The sequence below is a fragment of the Streptomyces sp. 35G-GA-8 genome (assembly GCF_023534745.1).
Taxonomy (GTDB): Bacteria; Actinomycetota; Actinomycetes; order Streptomycetales; family Streptomycetaceae; genus Streptomyces.
Window position 1 is genome coordinate 479189 of record NZ_JAMHJQ010000006.1, and the last position, 22470, is coordinate 501658.

Here is a 22470-nt window from a genome sequence, read left to right on the forward strand (position 1 = left end):
GCGAGCGTCGTCCCGGTGATCAATAGGTGATCAATCCGTGGTCATGGCGGAGGAGCGGAGCGCGGCGCGGCTACTGTGTGCGCACTGTATTCATCCACGCACCGAGCGGCTCCAGGAAGGACCCCTCCTTATGGCGGCAGAGACCGCGGACCTCCCGCAGCATCCCAGGCCGGGCCCCCGTGCCCTGATGGCCGACGGGCAGCGCTCGTACTCCTTCGAGTTCTTCCCGCCCAAGACGCCCGCGGGGGAACGCACCCTCTGGAACGCGATCCGCCGGATCGAGGCGCTCGCGCCGTCCTTCGTCTCCGTGACCTATGGCGCCGGCGGCTCCTCGCGCGACCGGACGATCGAGGTCACCAAGCGCATCGCCGCCGAGACCACCCTGCGCCCGGTCGCCCATCTCACGGCGGTCGGCCACTCGGTGGCCGAACTGCGGCACATCATCGGGCAGTACGCGGACGCCGGTATCCGCGACGTGCTCGCGCTGCGTGGCGATCCGCCCGGCGACCCGCGCGGCGAGTGGGTCCGCCATCCGGAGGGCTTCGCCCAGGCCGGTGAACTCGTCACCCTCATCAGGGAACTGGGCGACTTCACCGTCGGGGTGGCGGCCTTCCCCGAGCGCCATCCGCGCTCGCCCGACTGGGACAGCGACATCCGCCACTTCGTCGCCAAGTGCCGGGCGGGCGCCGACTACGCGATCACACAGATGTTCTTCGACGTCGAGGACTATCTGCGGCTCCGCGACCGGATCGAGGCCGCGGGCTGTACGACGCCGATCGTCCCCGAGATCATGCCGGCCACCGATGTACGGCAGATCCGCCGCTTCGCCGAACTCAGCGACGCCCGCTTCCCCGACGCGCTGGCCCAACGGCTCGAAGAGGCTCGCGACCGGCCGGGGGACGGACATCGCATCGGTGTCGAGTACGCCACGGCCATGGCCGAACGACTGCTCGCCGAAGGCGCACCCGGACTGCACTACATCACTCTCAACCGCTCCACGGCCACGATGGAGATCCACCAGAACCTCGGCGTGGGGGTACGGCGCGATCGGCCGCTGGCCGCCACCCGTCCCTGACCCGACGCCCGGCCGGAGCCGGTGAGCTGTCCACCCGCTTGGACGCTGGAATATGGACCTGAGCTTCATGGCTATGTTCCGTCTCACCGCGCTGTACTTGACTGGTCCCCTGACGCAGTACGTGAGAAAGCCGTGTCACATGTCGGCGGCGGCGTTGGCGACGACACCGTGGCGGTCGCCGGATCACCTCGTATCGGACGGCTTCGACCACCAGACAAGGAAGTCCCATGAGCTTCAACCCGACCGGAACCCCGAACCCCTACGCCGCCTATCCGCCCGCCCCCGCGGCGGCGCCCGTGCGCCGGAGCAAGGCGGTGGGGCCGCTGCTGATGATCGCCACCATCACCATGGGGCTGATGGCCGGTCTCTTCTTCGCGTACGACATCTCGGTGATGCCGGGGCTGGCCAGGACCGACGACCGTACCTATGTCGACGCGATGCAGAACTTCAACGCCCTGATCGACGGCAACGGTCTCTTCGGCATGGTCTTCATCGGGGCGCTGCTCGCCGCGGCGGTCGCCGCGTTCCTTGAGCACCGCCAGGGCGGGCGGGGCGCCGCGCTCTGGATCGGGGCGGCGGCCGTGCTCTATCTGGTGGCCCTGATGATCACGTTCAGCGTCAATATCCCGCTCAACAACGAACTGGCCGCCGCCGGTGACCCGGCCAGGATCACGGACTTCTCGATCGTCGAGAAGTTCAGGACCACCTGGGAGACGAGCAACATCGTGCGGACCCTGGTCTGCACGGCGGCGCTCGGCTTCCTCGCCCGCGCACTGGTGCTGCACGGCCGTGGCACCGGCAGCGCCACGATGCGCCCGCACGGCGTCTGAGCCCGGGGTCGCGACAAACGGGGCGGCGGGGCTCCGGCCCCACCGCCCCGCTTCATCGACCCGTCAGCGGGCCCGAGTTCAGCAGTCCCGGAACTCGGGCGACTGGTTGAGGATCTGCGAGCGCGTCGAGGTGAACCGGGTGTGGGTCGCACCGCCCCGGTCCTCCGGACGGAACACGGCCACCCGGTGGCAGTTCTGGAACGCCAGGCCGACCCCGAAGTGCCGCTCCAGACTGGAGCGGATGGCATCGCTGGCGAGCGCGCGCAGCAGCTGACCGCGCTCGTGCTCGGAGGGCGGCGGTGTCTGGTTGTCGGCGAACACGGCATCGCCGCGCCGCAGTTCACCGACGAGACCGGCGATGAGGGTGTACGCGTACGGCAGGGAGGTCCGGACGGTGTCCACGAAGTCCTCTTCGCGGACCTGGCCGTTCTCGGCGTCGGCGAGCAGCTTGGGGGAGACATCGAGTGACATGAGTGCCTGTCCTGTCGGGTTGGGGGGCACAGTGGCCCGGTGGGGGAGGAGACGGTGCGAGGTCGCGGCGTGATTCACCGCGCCAGAGCGTCCGGACCGTGCCGGAAACCGGGGTCGACCTGAAGCGCGAGCCGGCTCCCGGTGGCCCGGTCGGCCCACGCGTGCGCGTTGCGCAGATGGAACTCGACGGCGTGGCGCTGGAAGGTGTCCCAGTCCTTCGGCCGCGCGTCGACGGCGGCGCGCAACTGGCGCAGGGTGTGCGCGTTGTGCGGTTCGAGCCCGCCTCCCGTACGGCCCTGCTCCTGAGCCCTCACCCAGGGGGACTGCTCGCAGTAGGCGATCAGATCGTCCCCGACATGCTCCTTGAGGAAGAGGAGATCGTCCTCTCCCGTCACCTTGTTGCCGACCACCGCGAGCGCGATCCCGAACTCCCGTGCGTGATCGCGGTACTGGCGGTAGACCGAGACGCCCTTGCGGGTGGGCTCGGCGACCAGGAACGTCAGATCGAACCGGGTGAACAGACCGGAGGCGAACGCGTCGGCCCCGGCGGTCATATCCACGACGACATACTCGCCGGGCCCGTCGACCAGATGGTTCAGATACAGCTCGACGGCCCCGAGCTTGGAGTGGTAGCAGGCCACTCCGAGATCGCTGTCGTCGAACACCCCGGTCACCATCAGCGGCACCCCGCCCACCGGACGGGCGTGGTGGCTGTGCACCGGGTCCTCGCCGAGCACTCGCAGCAGCCGCGAACCGCGCCCCGGCGGAGTGGTCTTGATCATCGCCTCGCGTGAGGCGATCAGCGGATTGTCCCCGCGCAGCCAGTCCTTGATCTCGCCGGTGCGCGCGCTGAGCGGTGGCGCGGTATGGCCCTCGCCCTCCCCGGGGGAGAGGGCCTCGGCCAGATGCTGGTTGATGTCCGCGTCGATGGCGACCACGGGCGCCCCCTCGGCGGCTAACTGCCGGGCGAAGAGGGCCGACAGCGTGGTCTTGCCGCTGCCGCCCTTGCCGACGAACGCTACGCGCACGGTTCAGCCCTCCGGGGTCAGCAGGCCGCGCTCGTACGCCGCGACGAGTCGCTGCGGTACGAGATGAGACGTACCGTCGATCGTGAGGGGCACCAGGGTCGGCGTGACGCCCTTCCACTGGGCGCGGCGGTGACGGGTATTGCTGCGGGACATCTTCCGTTTGGGTACGGCCATGGCGAACCTCCAGGGTGCGGAGCGCGGATCGTGATGCCGTCGAACGCTACATGCAAATGAACACCGTTACCAAAACCGCCTCTCGCCCACGCGCGTCGCCTCGCGCCCACGAGTGATTGGAGAGAGCCATGACGACCGCACACGCTCCTCATCCGGACCACACGCACCAGCACGGCGCGGGCTGCGGCCATGTGGCGTTCCCGCACGAAGGGCATGTGGACTACGCGCACGACGGCCATGTGCACGCGGTCCACGGCGATCATGTGGACGAATGCGAGCCCGGAGCCCACGCCCCGCACAGTGGTCATGCGCATCAGCACGGGGAGGGCTGCGGTCATGTGGCAGTGCCTCATGACGGCCATGTGGACTATGTGCACGACGGACACCGCCACGCCGAGCACGAAGGGCACTGGGACGACCACTGACCCCCACGCGCAGGGCTGACCCCCACGCGCACGGCCCCGGACGCACCCGAGAGGGCGCGGCCGGGGCCGTGACGTCATGCGGTGATACGTGGGGCCCGTCCCACCGGGGCGGTCAGCCCACCGGGGCGGGCGGAGTGGGCTTGGAGATCTCCTCCGCCTGCTTGCTCTCCTCCGCGAGCCGCTCCATCCCGCTCGTGGTCTTGAGCGGCTTCTCCTTGATGAAGAGCACCGCGACGAGCGCCAGCGCGGCGAACGGCGCGGCGACCAGGAAGAGTTCCGCCGTGGCCACACCGTAGGCGTGCTGCACGATCTCCCGCATCGCGTCGGGCAGCTTCGAGATGTCGGGTACGGCGCCGTGGCCCGCGCCGCCGGACGCCCCCTGCCCGGACTCGCCCAGGCTCTTGGTCATCTCGGCCGCCACCCGGTTGGCGAGCACCGCGCCGAGGACGCTCGTACCGATCGTTCCGCCCATGCTGCGGAAGAACGACAGGACGGACGTGGCCGCGCCCAGTTCGGCGGCCGGTACGTCGTTCTGCGCCACCAGCACCAGGTTCTGCATCAGCAGCCCGACGCCGATTCCGAGCACCGCCATGTAGAGGCTGAGCAGACCGAAGCCGGTGTTGGCGTCGATGGTCGCCAGCATGCCCAGACCGGCCGTCATGATCACGCCACCCGCGATCAGATAGACCTTCCACTTGCCGGTGGCGCTGATGATCTGGCCGGCGACGGTGGAGGACACCAGCAGACCGAGGATCATCGGCAGGCCCATCAGCCCGGCGACGGTCGGGGACTTGCCGAGCGAGATCTGGAAGTACTGCGAGAGGAAGACGGTGCCGCCGAACATGGCCACACCGACCAGCAGGCTCGCGACCGTGGTCAGGGTGACCGTGCGGTTGCGGAAGATGTCCAGCGGAATGACCGGCTCGGGGACCCTGGCCTCCACGAAGACCGCGGCCACCAGCAGCACCACACCCGTGCCCGTCAGGGCGAAGGTCTGCCAGGACGCCCAGTCGAACTGGTTGCCCGCCAGGGAGGTCCAGATCAGCAGCGCGGAGACGCCCGCCACGATCAGGAACGCGCCCAGGTAGTCGATCTTCACCTCGCGCCGGATCGTGGGCAGCCGCAGCGTGGACTGGAGCATCAGGATCGCGGCCAGCGCGAACGGCACACCGATGAAGAAGCACCAGCGCCAGCCCAGCCACGAGGTGTCCACGAGCACGCCGCCGATCAGCGGCCCGGCGACCGTACCGACCGCGAAGACGGCGCCGAAGATCCCGGAGTACTTGCCCAGCCGCCGGGGCGGGATGACCGCGGCCATGACGATCTGCGCGAGCGCGGTCAGACCGCCCGCGCCGATGCCCTGGACGACACGGCTGAAGATGAGCAGGCCGACGCCCTGGGAGAAGCCGGCCAGCAGGGACCCGACCACGAACATGGCGAGCGACAGCTGGAGCAGCAGCTTCTTGTTGTACAGGTCCGACAGCTTGCCCCAGAGGGGCACGGTCGCCGTCATGGCGAGCAGTTCGGAGGTGACGACCCAGGTGTACGACGACTGACTTCCGTCGAGGTCGGCGATGATCCTGGGCAGGGCGTTGGCCACCACTGTGCTCGCCAGGATGGCAACGAACATACCGGCCATCAACCCCGACATGGCCTGGAGTATCTGGCGGTTGGTCATGGAGGTCGGCGCCTGTTCGGGCGCCTCAATTGCACTCAAGGTGTCCTTCTTCAAGTCCATGGTCGATACGTGGGCGGAAGCGGTGGGGGCGGCTGTCGGCTGTCAGCCGTCGGCCGGAGGTTCGGGCAGACCGGCGGCCAGAAGGGCGAAGGCACGCCGGAAGATGTCCGGGAAGGTGGCCTCCGGGCCCTGCGCGCACCAGTGCTCGACGGCGACCCGTACGGCCGTCGTGCCGACGGCGGCGAGCAGCCGCGGGTAGAGCCCGAGCGCCGAGGTGTCCGGGACATGCGCGCAGGGCCCCGGCCGCCGGGACACCCGCTCGCCCTCCGCCGTACGGAACGCCGGCGCGCCGAGCCGTTCCGCGATGGCTTCGGCCAGTTCCAGTTCCTCGGTCATATGGGCGCCCATGCCGCGCACGAGCAGATGCGGGGAGCGTTGCAGCACCGCGGCCCGCAGGTCCCAGATCTCGCGCTGCTCCTCCACTACGTCGGCCAGTTCGGTGGCGAGTGCCTCGCGGACCGCGTCGAGCGCGGTCACCGAGGCCGGTGCCTCGCGCACCGCGCGCCGCACCCGCTCGCCGATGCCCCGGTCGATCATGACGAACGCGTCGTCGTGGCTGTCGAAGTAGTTGAAGAACGTACGCGGAGAGACCCCCGCGGCCTCGCTGATCGCCTCGACGGTGACATTCTCGGCGCCGTGCTCGGCGGCCAGCCGCACCGCCGCCTCGGCCAGCGCCGCTCGCGTGGCCTGCTTCTTGCGCTCGCGGAGACCCGGCGCCGCACCCTCATTCCTCACATCTTGCAGGGTATGCAAAAGTGCAGGATCCGCAAAATTAATTCCTCGCCGGCCGCCCCGTAACATGATCCGTATGGAGCAACGCGCACTGGGTAAAACGGGACGAAACGTATCCGCCGTAGGGCTGGGGACCTGGCAGCTGGGCGCCGACTGGGGCGAGGTGGCCGAATCGGACGCCTTCGCCGTCCTGGACGCGGCCGTGGAATCGGGCGTCACCTTCTTCGACACCGCGGATGTGTACGGCGACGGCCGCAGCGAACAGCTCATCGGCCGCTATCTGAAGGGCCGCCCGGACGCCGGGGTGTTCGTCGCGACGAAGATGGGCCGACGGGCCGACCAGGTCCCGGAGAACTACGTTCTGGACAACTTCCGCGCCTGGAACGACCGCTCACGGGCCAATCTCGGCGTGGACACCCTGGATCTCGTGCAGCTGCACTGCCCGCCCACGCCCGTCTATACGTCCGACGCGGTCTTCGACGCGCTCGACACCCTGGTGGCGGAGGAGCGCATCGCCGCCTACGGCGTGAGCGTCGAGACCTGTGCCGAGGCGCTCGCGGCCCTCGCGCGCCCCGGTGTGGCCAGTGTCCAGATCATCCTCAACCCCTTCCGGCTCAAGCCGCTGGAGGAGGTACTGCCCGCCGCCCGGGCGGCGGGGGTCGGCATCATCGCGCGCGTACCCCTCGCCTCCGGCCTGCTGACCGGGAAGTACACGGCGGACACGGTCTTCGCCGCCGACGACCACCGCTCGTACAACAGGCACGGCGAGGCCTTCGACCAGGGCGAGACCTTCTCCGGCATCGAGTACGGGACAGGGCTGGCCGCCGCCGCGGAGTTCGCCGGACTGGCACCCGAGGGCGCCACCCCGGCCGCCACCGCGCTGCGCTGGATCGTTCAGCAGCCCGGCGTCAGCAGCGTCATCCCCGGTGCCCGCTCCGTCGAGCAGGCGCGCGCCAACAGCGGGGCGGCGGCCCTCCCGCCGCTGTCGCCGTCGACCCTGGCGGCGGTCCAGGAGCTCTACGACCGCCGGCTGCGCGCCTCGATCCATCCCCGCTGGTAGCGCCCGCGCCCCGTGGGCCCCGCTGGCGAACGGGTGATCGTGGGCCGTTCGCGCTCCGATTACGCGGCACAGGCGCAAGAGTTGGTCGTTTCTGTGGCTGTATCGCTTCGCGCCATGTAGCGTCTTGATCAGCTGTCGTGGTTCCGAAGTACCGCTCGCCCGTGACGTGCCGTCACGGGCGTTTGTGCTGTTCAGCGTCTCTGCGGACCAAGGCGATCACCTCCGGTTCCCGTACGGTGCGGGAATCTTGCGTCCCTTGAAACGGAGACTCAGCATGGCCAGTGGAACAGTGAAGTGGTTCAACTCGGAAAAGGGCTTCGGCTTCATCGCCCAGGACGGCGGCGGCCCCGACGTGTTCGCGCACTACTCGAACATCGCCACGTCCGGCTTCCGTGAGCTCCAGGAGGGCCAGAAGGTCACCTTCGACGTCACGCAGGGCCAGAAGGGCCCGCAGGCGGAGAACATCCTTCCCTCGTAACACCCCGCCGTCCCAAGGGCTCTGAGCGGCCCCGGTGGTCGGCACGGAACAAGAGGGCGTCGGCCCGGCGGAGCTTCTTTCCGCCGGACCGGCGCCTTTGTCGTTACCCCGCGGGTGAAACGGGGGAGGGCTTGACCGTGCCGGACGACCGCCGCGCGACGGAAGCGGAGGGGCCGGTCCGAGGGACGGAGGAGTTTCGGTGGCACTGACCCGAGAAGAGCGCGAGCTGTTCCTGGCCGAGCCGCGTATCGCCGCGCTCGCGGTGGCGGCGGCGGAGGGGCGGGCTCCGCTCACGGTGCCGATCTGGTACCAGTACCGGCCGGGCGAAGACATCTGGATCATGACGGGACGGGACTCGCGCAAGGGCCGGCTCATCGCCGCCGCGGGCCGCTTCACCCTGATGGTCGAACGCGTCGAACCCACGGTCCGCTATGTGTCGGTCGAGGGTTCCGTGACCGCGACCGAGCCCGCCACCCGCGAGGCGCTCCACGAGATCGCGTCCCGCTATGTCGCGGCCGACAAGGTCGACGCCTATGTCGACGTCGCCTCGTCCGAGCACGGCGAGCAGGTCGTCATCCGGATGCGGCCCGAGCACTGGCTCTCGGCCGACCTCGGACAGCTCTGAGGACCGCTGGGCCGGGTGTGGTCAGGCCGCGTTCTCCTTCTCCCGGGCGGCGCGCAGCACGCTCTCGGGGATCGCGAGATTCCAGGCGGTGATCACCGGCCGGTCGTGCTCCGTGCCGAGGCGGGAGACGGTCCCGGTGGCGAGAAGGAACAGGGCTCCCGCGGCCGGGGCCAGCCCGAGATAGCGCGCGGTGAGCACCCGCAGGAAGTGGGCGTGCGACACCAGGGCGACATCGTCACCCGAGCGCAGCCCCTCCAGGGCCTCGGTGAGTACCCGGTCGGCGCGGTGCCCGACATCGGCGGGGCTCTCGCCGGTCCGGCCGTCGGGACCGGGGACGGTGCCGTCGGTCCACAGGTCCCAGCCGGGCCGCGTGCGATGGATCTCGGCCGTGGTGATCCCCTCGTAGCCCCCGTAGTTCCACTCGCGCAGATCCGGTACGGCGCGGACCCCGTCGAGACCCGCCAGCTCCGCGGTGCGCCGGGCCCGAGCCATCGGACTGACGAGTGTGAGGCCGATCCGGCGCTCGCCGAGAAGTGGCACCAGGGAACGGGCCTCGCTCTCGCCGCGCTCGGTCAGCGGCAGGTCGGTGTAGCTGGTGTGCTGCCCGGACAGGGACCAGGCGGTCTCTCCGTGCCGTACCAGGATCAACTCACCCATGGGTGCCGCCCACTTTCCTGTTCTCCGAACTCCGCCACCGGAGCCGTCCCCGGCGGTCGTCGGCCCGGACGGCCCGCCCGTGCCGATGGGAGAACTCGGCGGGCCGCGAGCGCGTTCCTCGGCGGGCCGCGGGGAGCCCGTCACGCCCAGTGTCCCTTGTTCCGGCGCTCGGGACATGGCGGGGAATGCCGAGGGGGCTCGTCGCGTTACCCCGATGCGCCACTTGATGGAAACGATATCCATCATGAGGAGGGAGTTCCTATGAAGCCTCGTATCCACCCCGTCTCCCGTCCGGTCGTCTTCCGGGACCGCGCGGCGGGTACCGCGTTCCTGACGCGTTCGACCGCGGACTCGCCGCGGCGAGTGGAGTGGGAGGACGGCAACACGTACCCCGTCATCGATGTGGAGGTCTCCTCCGCGAGCCACCCCTTCTACACCGGGACCGGCCGTGTGTTCGACACCGCCGGCCGGGTGGAACGGTTCGAGCGCCGCTACGGCGCCTCGGGCGGCGCGAAGAAGAGCTGACGCCGCAGAGCCGGTCCGCGTGTATGGCGCGGGTGCACGACCTGTGCGAGAAGAGCCGGACGGTAACCCGACCAGGGTTTCCGTCCGGCTCTCCGTTTTCGGGGGTTTCCGGGGGTTTCTCGGACAGGCCGTACGTGGGGCGGGTCAGCCGGTGGTCCCGGGCGACTTCACGGTCCTGACGAGAGCGGCCAGCTCGGGGACCTTCGCCGCCTCGTCGAGCGCTTCCCGCAGCGCGGCGTCATTGGTGGGGCGTGCCTCGGCCAGCAGCCGCAGCCCCTCCTCGCTGACATTGGTGTAGATCCCGCGGCGGTCGGTCGGGCACAGATAGCGGGTGAGGAGTCCGCGGTCCTCCAGCCTGGTGACCAGCCGTGTGGTGGCGCTCTGGCTGAGGACGACCGCGTCGGCGACCTGCTTCATCTGGAGATGGCCGCCCTCGCCGTCGTGCTGACGGCTGAGGACATCGAGCAGGGAGTACTCACGGACGCTCAGACCGTGCCCGGCCTGCAGCGCGCGCTCGATATGCCCCTCGATCCTGCCGTGCAGCAGCGAGAGGGCGCACCAGCCCTGGGCGAGCCCGGTGAGCGCGGTGTCCGTGGCGGTCATGGCTTCCTCCAGCGGGGGATGAGGGCGGGTGGCGGCGGGACGCGTCCCCGTACCCCAGGATAGGGCACATTCGCAATATAGCGCGTTTGCAATTAATCGGCGTCTGCAAGTATTGTCATCGCTTGTAACGCGCTCATGCATACGTTCTGGAAGGTCATATCCATGCCACTCGCGCTCCTCGCCCTGGCCATCGGGGCATTCGGGATCGGCACCACCGAATTCGTGATCATGGGGCTGCTCCCCGAGGTGGCCGCCGACTACGGCGTCACCATCCCCACCGCCGGACTGCTGGTCACCGGCTATGCCCTCGGAGTCGTGCTGGGCGCCCCGCTGATGACCGTCCTCGGCACCCGGATCCCCCGCAAGCGGATGCTGATGGTGCTGATGGGACTGTTCGTGGTGGGCAATGTGCTCTCCGCGCTCGCCCCGAGCTTCGGACTCATGCTCACCGGGCGCGTTGTCGCGTCGCTCGCCCATGGAGCCTTCTTCGGCATCGGATCCGTCGTCGCCGCCGGTCTCGTCGCCCCGCAGAAGAAGGCCGGCGCCATCGCCATGATGTTCACCGGGCTGACCGTCGCCAATGTCGTCGGCGTACCGTTCGGCACCTTCCTCGGCCAGAGCGCCGGCTGGCGGGCCACCTTCCTGGTGGTCGCCGGACTCGGGGTCCTCGGCCTCGCGGGCATCGCGAGGCTCGTACCGGAGCAGCCGCGGCCCGAGGGCGTACGAGTACGGCATGAGCTCGCCGCCTTCCGCAACGCGCAGGTGCTGCTCGCCATGGCGATGACCGTCCTCGGCTTCGGCGGGGTCTTCGCGGCGATCACCTACATCACACCGATGATGACCGAGACCGCGGGTTTCGCCGACTCCTCGGTCACCTGGCTGCTGGTGCTCTTCGGCCTCGGCATGGTCGCCGGGAATCTGATCGGCGGCAGGTTCGCCGACCGCCGGCTGATGCCGCTGCTGTATGTGTCCCTGGGCTCGCTCGCCGTGGTGCTCGCCCTCTTCACCCTCACCGCCCACAACAAGATCGCGGCGGCCGTCACCCTCACACTGATCGGCGCCCTGGGCTTCGCGACCGTACCGCCGCTCCAGAAGCGGGTCCTCGACCAGGCGTCCGCCGCGCCCACGCTGGCCTCCGCCGTCAATATCGGCGCCTTCAACCTCGGCAACGCGCTGGCCGCCTGGCTCGGCGGCATCGTCATCGCCGCCGGACTCGGATACACCGCGCCGAACTGGGTCGGCGCCGCGCTGGCCGGCTCCGCCCTCGTCCTGGCGATCGTCTCCGGCGTCCTGGAGCGCCGGGCGCCGACCACCGGAGAGACGGTCACCGCAGAGACGGTCACCGAGACGGCTGACCCGCGGCGGCCCGAGCGGGTCACCACCACCGCGCCGCACTGAGCGGACTCTCCCGTACGGGCGCGCCATGGACCGCCGCAGCGCGCGGCGCCGACGACGTCGTTACGTTGGAAGTCGGTGTGCCCCCGCTTTCTCCCCCTGCTCCACAGCGTCCCCCGCAGCGCCGCCTCCCGGGGCGCCCCCCACAGTGAATCCGCAGTGAATCCGCGAAGAAGAGGAACACCATGAATTCCGTCCCCAACGTCGTACTCAACAACGGCGTCAGGATGCCGCAGCTCGGCTTCGGTGTCTTCCAGGTCGGCGACGAAGAGACCACCGGCGCGGTCCGCACCGCGCTGGAGACGGGCTACCGCAGTATCGACACCGCCGCCGTGTACCGCAACGAGAACGGTGTCGGCCGCGCCCTCGCCTCCTCAGGGCTGCCCCGCGACGAGCTGTTCATCACCACCAAGCTCTGGAACGACGACCAGGGGTACGACTCGACGCTCGCCGCGTTCGACGCGAGCCTCGCCAGGCTCGGCCTCGAACGGCTGGATCTGTATCTCATCCACTGGCCCACCCCGGCACGCGACCGCTATCTCGACACCTGGCGCGCGATGGAGAAGCTGCTCGCCGACGGCAGGACCCGCGCCATCGGTGTGTCCAACTTCCAGCCCGCCCATCTCCAACGTCTTCTGGACGAGACCGGGATCGTCCCCGCCGTGAACCAGATCGAGCTGCACCCCGGTCTCCAGCAGGAGGAGCTGCGGGACTTCCACGCCCAGCACGGCATCGCGACCGAGGCGTGGAGCCCGCTGGCACAGGGCGCCCTTCTCCAGGAGGAGGCGGTCACCGAGATCGCGGGGCGGCACGAGAAGACGCCCGCGCAGGTGGTGCTGCGCTGGCATCTTCAGCTCGGGAACATCGTCATCCCCAAGTCCGTCACCCCCGCGCGGATCCGCGAGAACATCGACCTCTTCGACTTCGAGCTCTCGGCCGGCGACATGGCCGCGCTCGCCACGCTCGATCGCGGTCTGCGTACCGGACCTGACCCCGACACCCTCAACTGACCGGGGCCGGCGCGGAAGCCCCGGCCGTCACACCGCCCAGCCACTTCAGTCCGTCGATGACGAACCGGTTCTGGACCTCGTTGCCGAACGTCCATGACAGTGTGGTGCCCGACCCGTAGTCCATGGCGTTGTGACCGAAGTTGGTGTACAGCATCCGGTAGTTCTTGTTGGACCACACGATCGGGTAATACCCGCTGTACCAGGACTGGTTGGGGTCCGTGCCCAGGGGGAAGCTCACCGGATCGACCGAGGCCAGGATGTCGATGGCGGGGTTCTTCCTGAGGTCGTTCGTCCAGCTGTACCACTCGCTCACGGCCGAGGTGAATGTCGAGGGCAGCCGGGTGGTCGAGGGATGGGTACGGTTCTCGGTCCGCAGTACGGCGGTGGTCGGTCCCCAGGTGTTGGACTTGAACCCACCGCTGCCCAGGAACTCGTTGTGATACCAGGGCCACTTCTGGGCCTCGGTGGTGAACGCGGAGACATGGAAGCCCATCCAGGCCCCACCGGCCCGCATGTACTGCTCGAACCCGGTCCGCTGCGCCGCCGTCTGCGGCAAGTCGTCCAGGAACAGCACCACTTGGTAGTCCCGCGGGGTGGTGCTGGTCAGGCGGTTCCAGTTGTTGGTCGACTCGTAGGAGAAGTTGTTGGCGGCGGCGGTCCTGGGGAACCACTCGTTCGCTTCATGGACGAAGCTGATGTGGGCCGCGTCCCAGGTGCCGTTGTAGAAGGCGAGCACCTTGAACGCGGGCGCGGTGGGTGACTGCGCCTGTCCGACGCCCGGCACCGCGACCAGCCCGAGCAGCAGGGCGAGCAGTACGAGCAGGCGCGACGAGCCGCGCGCCGTAAAGGACTTGAGCATGGTCATCGTGACGATCCTTCCCGCGCCCGTTCGGTGAACGAAGGCGCATGGAATGTGGGGGATGTCGCGCACATGACAGGAGGAAGCGCTTGCTGCTCGATTTAAGAAGTGAACCAACGCCATGTCAAGGCTTTGGTATGGACCACGGCGGTGTCAGGCGTTCTCGTCCGGGTTCCACTCCAGCAGGCGCACCTTCGCGACGGTCCGCACATGGCGCCGCATCGCGGCCGCGGCGGCCTTGCCCCGCCCGCCCTCGATCGCGTCGAGGATCGCGCGGTGCTGCGCCAACGACCGCTTGGGGCGGCCGGGCTGGCGCAGGGACTCATTGCGGCTCTCGGCGATCTGCTCCGTGATGGAGTGCATGAACTCGGCGAGCAGTCCACTGTGGGCGGCGGCGGTCACCGCGGTGTGGAAGAGCCGGTCGCCCTCCACTCCGTAGCCGCCCGCCTCGATCTCGTCGGACATCTGGTGCAGCGCGTCGTGCAGCGCCGCCAGATCCAGTTCGGTGCGCCGTTCGGCGGCGAGTTCGGCGAGCTTGGTCTCCAGCGCCTCACGCGCCTCCAGCACATCGGGCAATCGCCGCTTGCGCTCCACCAGTCGCTCGACGGGCTCGGGATCGAGGCCGGCCCGGGTCAGATAAGTGCCGCCGCCGTGCCGCACCTCGACCAGACCCTGGACCTCCAGGACAACGATCGCCTGCTTGACGGAGGCGCGGCTCACCCCCAGCCGCTGGGCCAACTCCCGCTCGGGGGGCAGCCGATCGCCCGCCCCGAGGTCGCCCTCGCTGACATAGCTGCGCAGTCGGTCGAGGACCTGCTCGTACAAACGCGGCCGGGCCATCGGCCGCAGTGCGTCGGACATCCGGACCCCCCATCGCTGCCCACTGTCTCGCGATCCTGTGCGCGCCCAGCCTAACACCGGGCGGTCAAGTGGCTGAGCCAATTCCTGTCCGATCCCTTGACGCTCGCCCGGGCCGGCCGTCAATGTGGTCCAGCCACTTGGCCAGTCGTCCAGTCAGCCAGTCGGCCAATTCCCCGCTGATTCAAGGGACCCAGGGACGGGAGCCCGCGCAATGTCCGCCGAACTGATCTCGATCCTCGTACTCGCGGTCGTCTTCGTGATCGCCACCACCCGCTCGATCAATATGGGCGCGCTCGCCTTCGCCGCCGCGTTCGGCGTCGGTGGACTGGTCGCCGGTCTCGACGCCGACGGCATCTTCGCGGGCTTTCCCGGCGATCTGTTCGTGGTGCTCGTCGGCGTCACCTATCTCTTCGCGATCGCCCGAGCCAATGGCACCACCGACTGGCTGGTCCATGCCGCGATACGGCTGGTCCGCGGCCGGATCGCGCTGATCCCCTGGGTGATGTTCGCGATCACCGGCGCGCTGACCGCCATCGGGGCCGTCTCCCCGGCCGCCGTCGCGATCGTCGCGCCGATCGCGCTCAGCTTCGCCGCCCAGTACGGGATCAGCCCGCTGCTGATGGGCGCCATGGTCGTGCACGGTGCCCAGGGTGGCGGCTTCTCACCGATCAGCATCTACGGTTCGATCGTCAACGGCATCGTGGAGCGGGAGAACCTGCCGGGCAGCGAGCTCACCCTCTTCCTCGGCTCGCTCGTGGCCAATCTCGTCATCGCCGCCGTCGTGTTCGTACTCTTCGGCGGCCTCAAGCTCTCCGGCAGGCGCGGCGAGCCCGGTGGTACGGGGCCCGAGCGGCAGGGCGAGGAGCGCACGGGCGAGCGGGAGCCGGAGGGGACCCGGGGAACTGTCCGGCTCACCCCCGCCATCGGCGCCACCCTCGCCGCGCTGGTCGCGCTCGTCGTCGCCGTCCTCGGCTTCGACCTCGACGCCGGGCTCTCCTCCCTCACCCTCGCCGTGGTGCTCAGCACTGTCTGGCCGGACACCAGCCGCAAGGCCGTGGGCGAGATCGCCTGGCCGACGGTGCTGCTGATCTGCGGTGTCCTCACCTATGTCGGTGTCATGGAGGAGATGGGCACGATCGACTACGCCGGAAACGCCGTCGGGGACATCGGGATCCCGCTCCTCGCCGCCGTGCTGCTCTGCTACATCGGCGCGATCGTCTCCGCGTTCGCCTCGTCCGTCGGCATCATGGGCGCGCTCATCCCGCTCGCCGTGCCGTTTCTCGCCCAGGGCGAGATCGGGGCGATCGGCATGATCACGGCGCTCGCCATCTCGGCGACAGTCGTCGACGTCAGTCCGTTCTCCACCAATGGCGCGCTGGTGCTGGCCGCCGCGCCCGATGTGGACCGCGAGCGTTTCTTCCGGCAGCTCATGGTGTACGGAGGGATTGTGGTGGCGGTGGTACCCGCCGCGGTCTGGCTGGTACTCGTGGTGCCAGGCTTCGGGTGACCGCTTCGGCCGCCACGACCGCGATGCTCGGCCAGACTCGTCAACAGCAAGGAGAACGACGCGTGTCCCCTCTCTTCCCGGCCCTCGCCGCGCGTTCGGATCGCCCCGCGCTCCGCTTCGGCGATCACGCGCTCACCTATGCCGAACTGGCGGACGCGGCCGGTTCCCTGGCGGCTCGTATCGCCGGTGAACGGCGGATCGCGGTCTGGGCCACCCCCACACTCGGCACGGCCGTGGGGGTGGTGGGCGCGCTGCTGGCCGGGGTCCCCGCCGTCCCCGTCAACCCCAGGAGCGGTGAACGCGAGCTGGCGCACATCGTCGCGGACAGTGCGCCCACCCTGGTCGTCGCCGAACCGGATGCCATCCTTCCGCCCGCACTGGCCGGGCTGGCACGCGTGGACGCGGGAGCCGCCGGCAGGGACGACGCGGCCACGGAACACCCGCGGACCGATGCCTTCCCCGAGCTCTCCCCGGAGGCGCCCGGCCTGATCGTGTACACCTCCGGCACCACCGGACCGCCCAAGGGCGCCGTCGTACCGCGCCGCGCCATCGCCACGAACCTGGACGCGCTGGAGGACGCCTGGCAGTGGACCGCCGAAGACGTACTCGTTCACGCCCTGCCGCTCTTCCATGTCCATGGGCTGATCCTCGGCATCCTCGGCCCGCTGCGCCGCGGCGGGTCCGTCCGCCATCTGGGCAGGTTCGACACCGGGGGCGTCACGCGCGAACTGTCCTCGGGCGCCACGATGCTCTTCGGCGTACCGACGATGTACCACCGCATCGCCGAGGCGCTCGCCACCGATCCGGCGCTCGCGAAGGCGCTGGCCGGAGCGCGCCTGCTGGTATCCGGCTCCGCCGCGCTGCCCGTGCACGACCATGAACGGATCGCCGCGGCGACCGGCCGGCGGGTCATCGAACGGTACGGCATGACGGAGACCCTGATGAACACCAGTGTGCGGGCGGACGGCGAGCCGCGCGCCGGGACCGTCGGGGTGCCGCTGGGCGGCGTCGAACTGCGGCTCGTCGACGAGTCGGGCGTCGCGTTCGAGGCGTACGACGGCGAGACGGTCGGCGAGATCCAGGTACGCGGCCCCCATCTCTTCACGGAGTATCTGAACCGGCCCGACGCCACCGAAGCCGCCTTCACCGACGGCTGGTTCCACACCGGGGACATGGCGATCCGCGACCCCGACGGCTATGTCCGTATCGTCGGCCGCAAGGCCACCGACCTGATCAAGAGCGGTGGGTACAAGATCGGCGCGGGGGAGATCGAGAACGTTCTCCTGGAGCATCCCGGGGTACGGGAGGCCGCGGTGACCGGCGAGCCGGACGCGGACCTCGGCGAGCGGATCGTCGCCTGGATCGTCCCGGCCCATGCCGAAGCGCCGCCGTCCGCACAGGAGTTGGCCGACCATGTGGCCGCGCAGCTCGCCGCGCACAAGCGGCCACGCGCCGTACGGTATCTGGACGCCCTGCCCCGCAATGACATGGGCAAGATCATGAAGCGCGCGCTCCATGGCTGAGCGGCCGAACGCCCGCGAGGCCATCGCCACCGTCGTCGACGAGGGCGACGAGGGCGCCTTCACCGAACTGCCCGCGCCCCAGGGCGTGTCCGCGCCGGACGGACCGCTGGGCTGGGAGGGGTACGACGCCTCGCGCGCCCGCGCCGAGGAACGCACCGGGGAGAAGGAGTCCGTCGTCTGCGGCACCGCACGGATCGGCGCGGTCGAAGCGGTGCTGATCTCCTTCGAGTTCGGCTTCCTCGGCGGCTCCCTGGGGGAGCGCACCGGTGATCTGCTCGAAGCCGCGTACACCCTGGCACGGGAGCGGGCGCTGCCGGTCGTCTCGCTCATCGCGACCGGGGGCAGCCGGATGCAGGAAGGGATGCGCGCGCTGCTCCAACTCCAGCGCGTGGCACGGCAGTCCGCCCTGACCAGGGCCGCGGGACTGCCGCAGCTGGCGGTGGTGCGCGACCCGACGACCGGTGGTGGCTGGGCCACGCTCGGGGCGGGCGCCGATGTCGTACTGGCGCTGCCGGGCGCCCAGATCGGTTTCGCGGGCTCGCGCGTGCGCCCGGCGGACGCCGATCCGTACGCCTACACGGCCGAGGCGCAGTTCGCCGCGGGCCATATCGACGCGGTGGTGGGCCGGCACGAGCTGCGCGCCACCGTCGGTCACTGGCTGAACCTGCTCATGGGAGGCGTACGGGACGCCGTGCCCCCCGCCGCCCCGCCTCCGGAGGGACTGGGCGGCGCGGGGCTCCCGGCCACCGGGTGGGAGGCCGTTCTTCAGGCGCGTGTCCCCCAACGGCCCCGGGCCGTCGCGTACTTGGACGCCTACTTCACACACCGGGAGGCGATCGGCGGAGACCGCTGCGGTGGTACCGACCCCGGAATGCTGTGCGGATTCGGCCGACGCGAAGGGCGGACGATCGCGTACGCGGCGCAGTGCGGCACCGCCACGCTGCCGGCCGGCTATCGCACGGCCGCCCGGCTGGTACGGCTCGCGGGCCGGCTGGGGATACCCGTACTGACGCTGGTGGACACCCCTGGCGCGGCCAATGACGCGGAGGCGGAGCGCGCGGGGGCGGGCAGCGCCATCGCGGACCTGTTCGCGGCCATGGCCACCTCCCCGGTCCCCGTCACCACGCTGCTGATCGGCGAGGGCGGCTCGGGCGGTGCGCTTGCCCTGTCGGCGCCGGACAACACCTGGGCCACGCCGGACAGTTACTTCTCCGTCATCGCGCCGGAACTGGCGGCGGCGATCCTCAAACGCGCCCCGGAGGAGGCCCGGGTGACAGCCGACCAGCTCCGGCTGCGCCCGCAGGATCTGGTGTCCCTGGGGGTGGTACGAGGGATCGTGCCGGGGCCGGGGCCGGGGCCGGGGCCGGGGCCGGGAGAGGCGTAAGGCGGTACGGTACGGCCCGCGACGGGGGATTCTCATGGCCCTCTCACAAGCTTTTCAGACAATGTGTTTAAGGTGAGGGCTGTGACGTACACAACTCCGCCCGGCTGGCATCCCGACCCGGGGCACACAGGTGAAGGACCACGCCAGGAACGCTGGTGGGACGGTTCCGCGTGGACCGACGAAGTCCGCGCCGCCCCGCCCGCCGAGTGGGATCCGCCCGCCTCGGTGCCCCCTCCGGCTGCGCCCCCGGCCGCCGGGCTCCCGCCCGAATCGCCCCACCCGATAGCGCCGTATCCGATACCGCCGTACCCCGCGACACCCCCGCCCGGCACACGCCGCGGCGGGCGGCGGATAGCGATCGGCGCCATCGCCGCGGTGGTCGCGGTGGCCCTCGCGGGAGGCTTCTATCTGCTCGGGCGCGACAGCGGTGGCGACAACGAGGCGGGCCAGGCGGGCCCCGGCCCCTCCGCCGCCCCCTCGCGACCCGGCCAGCAGAGCCCGGCGCCCGACGGCCCGCGAGGCGGCGGCCCCGGCGGCGAGAACGGCGGGCCCCAGCAGCAGCCGCAGACGGAGGACGGCTACGCCACCGACGCGGCCAGCGGGATCAGCATTCCGGTACCGGACGGCTGGACCGGTGAATCGGGGACCATCGGGGCCGGGGTGACGACCGGGAAGTACGAGTGCCCCGGGGACACCTCGCAGAGCTGTGTGCGCGGCGGGGTGTTCTCCGCTCCCGCCGCCGCCCTGAAGGTCGACGCCACCACGCCCAAGGCGGCGGCCGAGAAGGACATCGAGGTCAATGCCGAGGAATCCTACGGCGGCACGATCTACGGCGAGATCTCCTCGCACGAGCAGCTGAAGTCGGAAGAGGTCACCGTCGCCGGGCAGAAGGGCTATCTGGTGCGGTGGAAGGTCGTCACGAGCAAGGGGGACGACGGCTATGTGCAGTCGCTCGCCTTCACCTCGCCGACGTCACCGGAGCTGATGGTCCTCGTACGCTCCGGATTCGATGTCAACGACAAGGCACCCAAGCTGACCGTCATGGACGAGATCACCAAGGGGATCAAGGCGGCGGCGGGCACCGGCTCCGGAGGCAGCGGCCAGGGAGTCTGAGCGCGAACAACTGTCTTCCCGGGCGGGCCGCTTCGAGCGGCCCGCCCAGTGTTGTCCCGTGTGTCAGTTCGTGGGCCGGCTCGCGTCCGGGTCGCGGCCCAGCACGTAGAGCTCGGGCAGATTGACCACGATCGCCTCCTGCGTGCTGCGGGCGATCACCACCACGGCCTCGTCGTCCGGGCTGGGGTTCTCCTCGCGATGCGGGACGTACGGCGGTACGAAAATGTAGTCGCCGGGTGAGGTACGGATCCGGATCTCCTCCGGCGTACCGCCGGAGTCGTCCAGGAACACGAACTCCGGGTGCCCCTTCACCACATGGATCGCCGTCTCGGAGGCGCCATGGTGATGGTTGGAGGACGCGGTGTCGGGCGCCACATGCGTCTGGCCCATCCAGATGCGCTCCGAGCCGACGGTGGATCCGCTGATCGCGGCGAAGCGCCGCATGCCACCGGTCTGCGCGGTATCGCCGTCGAGCGCGTCCGCACGGATGTGATGCAGCCGCGCGCGCAGCGGCAGCGCGCTCCGCGCCGTATCGTGTTCATCGCCCCGGTCCCGGTCCGGAAGGTCGGGATGGAACGCGTCGTGCTCGGTGTGCGAGGCCATGGAGATCCTGCTCTTCGGTGCCGCGGGCAGCGGGGTGTGGTCCCGGCGCCGACCGTAGAGAGCGCGGCGAATGGATGTCAAGATGTGTCCATTACCGCCGAGTCGGCCGTTCCCGGTCGCCGGCCAGTGCTTCAGCGGGTAATCGAGCAGGCAGGGAACCCCCCTCGGGAGAAGGTCGCACATGCAGATCTCGGCGAAGGCGGACTACGCGGTGAGGTCGCTCGTCGAACTCGCCGCCGACAGCGGACGGCCCCTCACCTGTGAGGGCATCGCCTCCTCCCAGGACATCCCGTTCCGCTTCCTCAAATCGGTCTTCCGCGAGCTGCGGCAGGCGGGTCTGGTCCGCAGCCAGCGGGGCTGTGAAGGGGGCTACTGGATAGGCCGTGACCCGGCCGCGATCAGTGTCGCCGAGGTCATGACGGCGGTGGACGGGGAATTCCTCACCCTGCGCGGCGCGCGTCCCGACACGCTGACATACCCCGGCGCGGCCCAGGGACTGCCGGACCTGTGGCGTGCCGTCGAGGCCGCCGCGCAGGCGGTGCTCGGACGTACGACCATCGCCGAACTCGCCACGAAGGGGGCGCGGGAGGACGGCGCGGGCCGGGAGCCGGGCCGGGAGCCGAGCAGCGAAGGCGGCGGTCCGGCGCGCGATGTCGCCCCGGCCGTATCCGCGTCCGCATGACGCCGGATGATGTGATCCGCGAGACGCCGGAGTCGGTCCGCGTGGCTCTCGACGAGATCCGTACGACTCCCGGTGCGGACCGGCCGCCGATCTCGGTCACCGAGTTCACCGACCCGGCCTGCCCCTGGGCCTGGGGCTCCGAGCCCGTGTTCCGGCTGCTGAGACTCACGCTCGGATCGCGCGCCCACTGGCGGCCGGTCTTCGGCATCCTCTTCGACGAGGACGACGACCCGGCCCCCGACCCGGCGGCGGAGGCCCGTTGGTACGAGCGGTTCATCCGCGAGGTCACGGCCCACACGGACGCGCCCCGCGCACCGAGGCTGCACTGGCTGACCCGGTCCAGCCTGCCCGCCTCGCTCGCCGCCAAGGCGGCCGGATCCCAGGGCCCCGAGGTCGCCGAGCGGGTGCTGCGCCGGCTGCGGGAGAGCACGTTCGTGCTGGGCACACCCGCCGACACTCCGGACGCGATCCGCGCTGTGGTGCGGGGCGTCCCGGGCTTGGACAGTGACCGGCTGCTGGCCGAACTGGCCGCCCGGGAGACCCGGGACGCGGTACGCGCCGACTGGACCGAGACCCGTCGGCCGATCCCCGAAGTGCTCGACCTCCAAGGGCCGGGACCGCATCCCGGCCGGGCCAAGGAGGTCGGGGACCACCGCCGTTACGCGCTGCCGACCCTGCTGTTCGACGGTCCCGGCGGCCGGGTGTGCGTACCGGGATGGCGGCCCCTGGAGACCTATCTCGAAGCCGCTCGCAGGGCGGCCGGGGACCGGCTCCCCCTCACCCCCGTACGCCTCCCCGCCACTGCCGCACTGGAGCGCTGGCGCAGTCTGACGGGACCCGAACTCGCCCTGCTCACCGAGGAGTCGACGGCTCCCGCCGAGGCCGTGCGCGTCGATACCGGGCATGGCCCGCTGTGGCTGCATCCCGACGAGGCGCATGCCCGTGAGCAGTCGTCGTTCGCGGTGAAAGCGCAGGTCGCCGGGGTCTCGGACAATGAGACACCAAGAGGTGTCCATTGACAGCGTGTCGCGGGACCGTGAGGATACGGGGCATGCGTTCGATGCATCCTGCCGTGGTCTGCCGCTACGTGGATTACCTGCGTACCTCCAGCG

25 protein-coding genes are annotated in these 22470 nt (G+C 70.2%); 15 read left to right on the plus strand and 10 right to left on the minus strand.

The annotated features are described in order from the left end of the window. Positions 1–130: 130 nt before the first annotated feature. Together metF and M1203_RS16305 are read left to right on the plus strand one after the other, a co-directional pair. Entirely contained in the window at positions 131–1075 is a 945-nt protein-coding gene (gene metF / locus M1203_RS16300; RefSeq protein ID WP_374403108.1) for a methylenetetrahydrofolate reductase [NAD(P)H], read from the plus strand. A gap of 227 nt (positions 1076–1302) precedes the next feature. After that, positions 1303–1905 carry a DUF1772 domain-containing protein gene (locus M1203_RS16305; RefSeq protein WP_249950414.1) on the plus strand — a complete coding sequence of 201 codons (603 nt, stop codon included), beginning with the start codon at positions 1303–1305 and terminating at the stop codon, positions 1903–1905. A 78-nt stretch (positions 1906–1983) separates the two neighbouring features. Here the strand turns inward: M1203_RS16305 and M1203_RS16310 are convergent, their stop codons facing one another. The 3 genes from M1203_RS16310 to rpmF all read right to left on the minus strand — a co-directional run bounded on the left by M1203_RS16310 (position 1984) and on the right by rpmF (position 3578). Further along, a complete protein-coding gene (locus M1203_RS16310) occupies positions 1984–2376 on the minus strand; it encodes an SCO5389 family protein (RefSeq protein ID WP_249950415.1) in 393 nt (130 codons plus the stop codon). A gap of 74 nt (positions 2377–2450) precedes the next feature. After that, complete coding sequence (locus M1203_RS16315) at positions 2451–3404, minus strand: ATP-binding protein (RefSeq protein WP_249950416.1); 954 nt, start codon at positions 3402–3404, stop codon at positions 2451–2453. A 3-nt stretch (positions 3405–3407) separates the two neighbouring features. Beyond that, a complete protein-coding gene (rpmF, locus tag M1203_RS16320; protein ID WP_249950417.1) occupies positions 3408–3578 on the minus strand; it encodes a 50S ribosomal protein L32 in 171 nt (56 codons plus the stop codon). Positions 3579–3706: 128 nt separating this feature from the next. On the opposite strand from rpmF, the gene M1203_RS16325 reads away from it, so the two are divergent. Continuing rightward, positions 3707–4003, plus strand: a complete 297-nt coding sequence (locus M1203_RS16325) for a hypothetical protein (protein WP_249950418.1) — start codon at positions 3707–3709, stop codon at positions 4001–4003. A 112-nt stretch (positions 4004–4115) separates the two neighbouring features. On the opposite strand, the gene M1203_RS16330 is transcribed toward M1203_RS16325, so the two are convergent. Together M1203_RS16330 and M1203_RS16335 are read right to left on the minus strand one after the other, a co-directional pair. Then, the gene (locus M1203_RS16330) at positions 4116–5681 is read right to left on the minus strand and encodes an MDR family MFS transporter (protein WP_374403163.1); all 1566 of its coding nucleotides are present in this window, start codon (positions 5679–5681) and stop codon (positions 4116–4118) included. Between the two features lie 102 nt (positions 5682–5783). After that, positions 5784–6476, minus strand: coding sequence for a TetR family transcriptional regulator (locus M1203_RS16335; protein ID WP_249950420.1), 693 nt, complete (start codon positions 6474–6476; stop codon positions 5784–5786). 64 nt (positions 6477–6540) lie between these two features. Here M1203_RS16335 and M1203_RS16340 point away from each other — a divergent pair, with 64 nt between their 5' ends. The 3 genes from M1203_RS16340 (at position 6541) to M1203_RS16350 (ending at position 8636) form a co-directional block, all read left to right on the plus strand. After that, the gene (locus M1203_RS16340; protein ID WP_249950421.1) at positions 6541–7533 is read left to right on the plus strand and encodes an aldo/keto reductase; all 993 of its coding nucleotides are present in this window, start codon (positions 6541–6543) and stop codon (positions 7531–7533) included. 274 nt (positions 7534–7807) lie between these two features. Beyond that, entirely contained in the window at positions 7808–8011 is a 204-nt protein-coding gene (locus tag M1203_RS16345; RefSeq protein ID WP_041994569.1) for a cold-shock protein, read from the plus strand. 199 nt (positions 8012–8210) lie between these two features. Beyond that, positions 8211–8636 carry a pyridoxamine 5'-phosphate oxidase family protein gene (locus M1203_RS16350; protein WP_249950422.1) on the plus strand — a complete coding sequence of 142 codons (426 nt, stop codon included), beginning with the start codon at positions 8211–8213 and terminating at the stop codon, positions 8634–8636. Positions 8637–8657: 21 nt separating this feature from the next. On the opposite strand, the gene M1203_RS16355 is transcribed toward M1203_RS16350, so the two are convergent. Then, a complete protein-coding gene (locus M1203_RS16355; protein WP_249950423.1) occupies positions 8658–9293 on the minus strand; it encodes a histidine phosphatase family protein in 636 nt (211 codons plus the stop codon). A gap of 261 nt (positions 9294–9554) precedes the next feature. Here M1203_RS16355 and M1203_RS16360 point away from each other — a divergent pair, with 261 nt between their 5' ends. Then, positions 9555–9818 (plus strand): type B 50S ribosomal protein L31, encoded by a 264-nt coding sequence (locus M1203_RS16360; RefSeq protein ID WP_249950424.1) that lies wholly within the window; start codon positions 9555–9557, stop codon positions 9816–9818. A gap of 144 nt (positions 9819–9962) precedes the next feature. Here M1203_RS16360 and M1203_RS16365 read toward each other — a convergent pair whose 3' ends face one another. Continuing rightward, positions 9963–10421: a MarR family winged helix-turn-helix transcriptional regulator gene (locus M1203_RS16365; protein ID WP_249950425.1), complete on the minus strand. Its 459-nt coding sequence runs from the start codon at positions 10419–10421 to the stop codon at positions 9963–9965. Between the two features lie 162 nt (positions 10422–10583). On the opposite strand from M1203_RS16365, the gene M1203_RS16370 reads away from it, so the two are divergent. Both M1203_RS16370 and M1203_RS16375 read left to right on the plus strand, forming a co-directional pair. Continuing rightward, a complete protein-coding gene (locus tag M1203_RS16370) occupies positions 10584–11819 on the plus strand; it encodes an MFS transporter (protein ID WP_249950426.1) in 1236 nt (411 codons plus the stop codon). A gap of 182 nt (positions 11820–12001) precedes the next feature. Beyond that, positions 12002–12826, plus strand: coding sequence for an aldo/keto reductase (locus M1203_RS16375; RefSeq protein ID WP_249950427.1), 825 nt, complete (start codon positions 12002–12004; stop codon positions 12824–12826). Here M1203_RS16375 and M1203_RS16380 read toward each other — a convergent pair. Together M1203_RS16380 and M1203_RS16385 are read right to left on the minus strand one after the other, a co-directional pair. After that, positions 12819–13691 carry a ThuA domain-containing protein gene (locus M1203_RS16380; protein ID WP_374403115.1) on the minus strand — a complete coding sequence of 291 codons (873 nt, stop codon included), beginning with the start codon at positions 13689–13691 and terminating at the stop codon, positions 12819–12821. The genes M1203_RS16375 and M1203_RS16380 overlap by 8 nt on opposite strands. Positions 13692–13838: 147 nt before the next feature. After that, on the minus strand, positions 13839–14546 hold the full coding sequence (locus M1203_RS16385; RefSeq protein ID WP_249950428.1) for a FadR/GntR family transcriptional regulator: 708 nt from the start codon (positions 14544–14546) through the stop codon (positions 13839–13841). A 211-nt stretch (positions 14547–14757) separates the two neighbouring features. Between M1203_RS16385 and M1203_RS16390 the strand changes: the two genes are divergently transcribed. The 4 genes from M1203_RS16390 (at position 14758) to M1203_RS16405 (ending at position 20073) form a co-directional block, all read left to right on the plus strand. Continuing rightward, entirely contained in the window at positions 14758–16053 is a 1296-nt protein-coding gene (locus M1203_RS16390) for an SLC13 family permease (protein WP_249950429.1), read from the plus strand. 62 nt (positions 16054–16115) lie between these two features. Continuing rightward, on the plus strand, positions 16116–17576 hold the full coding sequence (locus tag M1203_RS16395) for an acyl-CoA synthetase (RefSeq protein WP_249950430.1): 1461 nt from the start codon (positions 16116–16118) through the stop codon (positions 17574–17576). Next, positions 17569–18960, plus strand: a complete 1392-nt coding sequence (locus tag M1203_RS16400; protein ID WP_249950431.1) for a carboxyl transferase domain-containing protein — start codon at positions 17569–17571, stop codon at positions 18958–18960. The genes M1203_RS16395 and M1203_RS16400 overlap by 8 nt, the downstream gene beginning before the upstream one ends. 81 nt (positions 18961–19041) lie before the next feature. Beyond that, positions 19042–20073, plus strand: coding sequence for a DUF2510 domain-containing protein (locus M1203_RS16405; protein WP_249950432.1), 1032 nt, complete (start codon positions 19042–19044; stop codon positions 20071–20073). A 63-nt stretch (positions 20074–20136) separates the two neighbouring features. Here the strand turns inward: M1203_RS16405 and M1203_RS16410 are convergent, their stop codons facing one another. Further along, positions 20137–20676 (minus strand): cupin domain-containing protein, encoded by a 540-nt coding sequence (locus M1203_RS16410; protein WP_374403165.1) that lies wholly within the window; start codon positions 20674–20676, stop codon positions 20137–20139. A gap of 181 nt (positions 20677–20857) precedes the next feature. Between M1203_RS16410 and M1203_RS16415 the strand changes: the two genes are divergently transcribed. Further along, on the plus strand, positions 20858–21358 hold the full coding sequence (locus M1203_RS16415) for an Rrf2 family transcriptional regulator (protein ID WP_249950434.1): 501 nt from the start codon (positions 20858–20860) through the stop codon (positions 21356–21358). Further along, on the plus strand, positions 21355–22377 hold the full coding sequence (locus M1203_RS16420) for a DsbA family protein (protein ID WP_249950435.1): 1023 nt from the start codon (positions 21355–21357) through the stop codon (positions 22375–22377). Before M1203_RS16415 ends, M1203_RS16420 begins: the two co-directional genes overlap by 4 nt. The last annotated feature ends 93 nt before the right edge of the window (positions 22378–22470 follow it).

Bases quoted from the DNA above. Each gene is read 5' to 3' on its own strand.
- rpmF (WP_249950417.1), bottom strand. From the start codon at position 3,578: ATGGCCGTACCCAAACGGAAGATGTCCCGCAGCAATACCCGTCACCGC.
- M1203_RS16340 (WP_249950421.1), top strand. From the start codon at position 6,541: ATGATCCGTATGGAGCAACGCGCACTGGGTAAAACGGGACGAAACGTA.
- M1203_RS16420 (WP_249950435.1), top strand. From the start codon at position 21,355: ATGACGCCGGATGATGTGATCCGCGAGACGCCGGAGTCGGTCCGCGTG.
- M1203_RS16390 (WP_249950429.1), top strand. From the start codon at position 14,758: ATGTCCGCCGAACTGATCTCGATCCTCGTACTCGCGGTCGTCTTCGTG.
- M1203_RS16370 (WP_249950426.1), top strand. From the start codon at position 10,584: ATGCCACTCGCGCTCCTCGCCCTGGCCATCGGGGCATTCGGGATCGGC.
- M1203_RS16355 (WP_249950423.1), bottom strand. From the start codon at position 9,293: ATGGGTGAGTTGATCCTGGTACGGCACGGAGAGACCGCCTGGTCCCTG.
- M1203_RS16310 (WP_249950415.1), bottom strand. From the start codon at position 2,376: ATGTCACTCGATGTCTCCCCCAAGCTGCTCGCCGACGCCGAGAACGGC.
- M1203_RS16325 (WP_249950418.1), top strand. From the start codon at position 3,707: ATGACGACCGCACACGCTCCTCATCCGGACCACACGCACCAGCACGGC.
- M1203_RS16415 (WP_249950434.1), top strand. From the start codon at position 20,858: ATGCAGATCTCGGCGAAGGCGGACTACGCGGTGAGGTCGCTCGTCGAA.
- M1203_RS16345 (WP_041994569.1), top strand. From the start codon at position 7,808: ATGGCCAGTGGAACAGTGAAGTGGTTCAACTCGGAAAAGGGCTTCGGC.
- metF (WP_374403108.1), top strand. From the start codon at position 131: ATGGCGGCAGAGACCGCGGACCTCCCGCAGCATCCCAGGCCGGGCCCC.
- M1203_RS16410 (WP_374403165.1), bottom strand. From the start codon at position 20,676: ATGGCCTCGCACACCGAGCACGACGCGTTCCATCCCGACCTTCCGGAC.
- M1203_RS16360 (WP_249950424.1), top strand. From the start codon at position 9,555: ATGAAGCCTCGTATCCACCCCGTCTCCCGTCCGGTCGTCTTCCGGGAC.
- M1203_RS16400 (WP_249950431.1), top strand. From the start codon at position 17,569: ATGGCTGAGCGGCCGAACGCCCGCGAGGCCATCGCCACCGTCGTCGAC.
- M1203_RS16305 (WP_249950414.1), top strand. From the start codon at position 1,303: ATGAGCTTCAACCCGACCGGAACCCCGAACCCCTACGCCGCCTATCCG.
- M1203_RS16375 (WP_249950427.1), top strand. From the start codon at position 12,002: ATGAATTCCGTCCCCAACGTCGTACTCAACAACGGCGTCAGGATGCCG.
- M1203_RS16385 (WP_249950428.1), bottom strand. From the start codon at position 14,546: ATGTCCGACGCACTGCGGCCGATGGCCCGGCCGCGTTTGTACGAGCAG.
- M1203_RS16380 (WP_374403115.1), bottom strand. From the start codon at position 13,691: ATGACCATGCTCAAGTCCTTTACGGCGCGCGGCTCGTCGCGCCTGCTC.
- M1203_RS16330 (WP_374403163.1), bottom strand. From the start codon at position 5,681: ATGACCAACCGCCAGATACTCCAGGCCATGTCGGGGTTGATGGCCGGT.
- M1203_RS16365 (WP_249950425.1), bottom strand. From the start codon at position 10,421: ATGACCGCCACGGACACCGCGCTCACCGGGCTCGCCCAGGGCTGGTGC.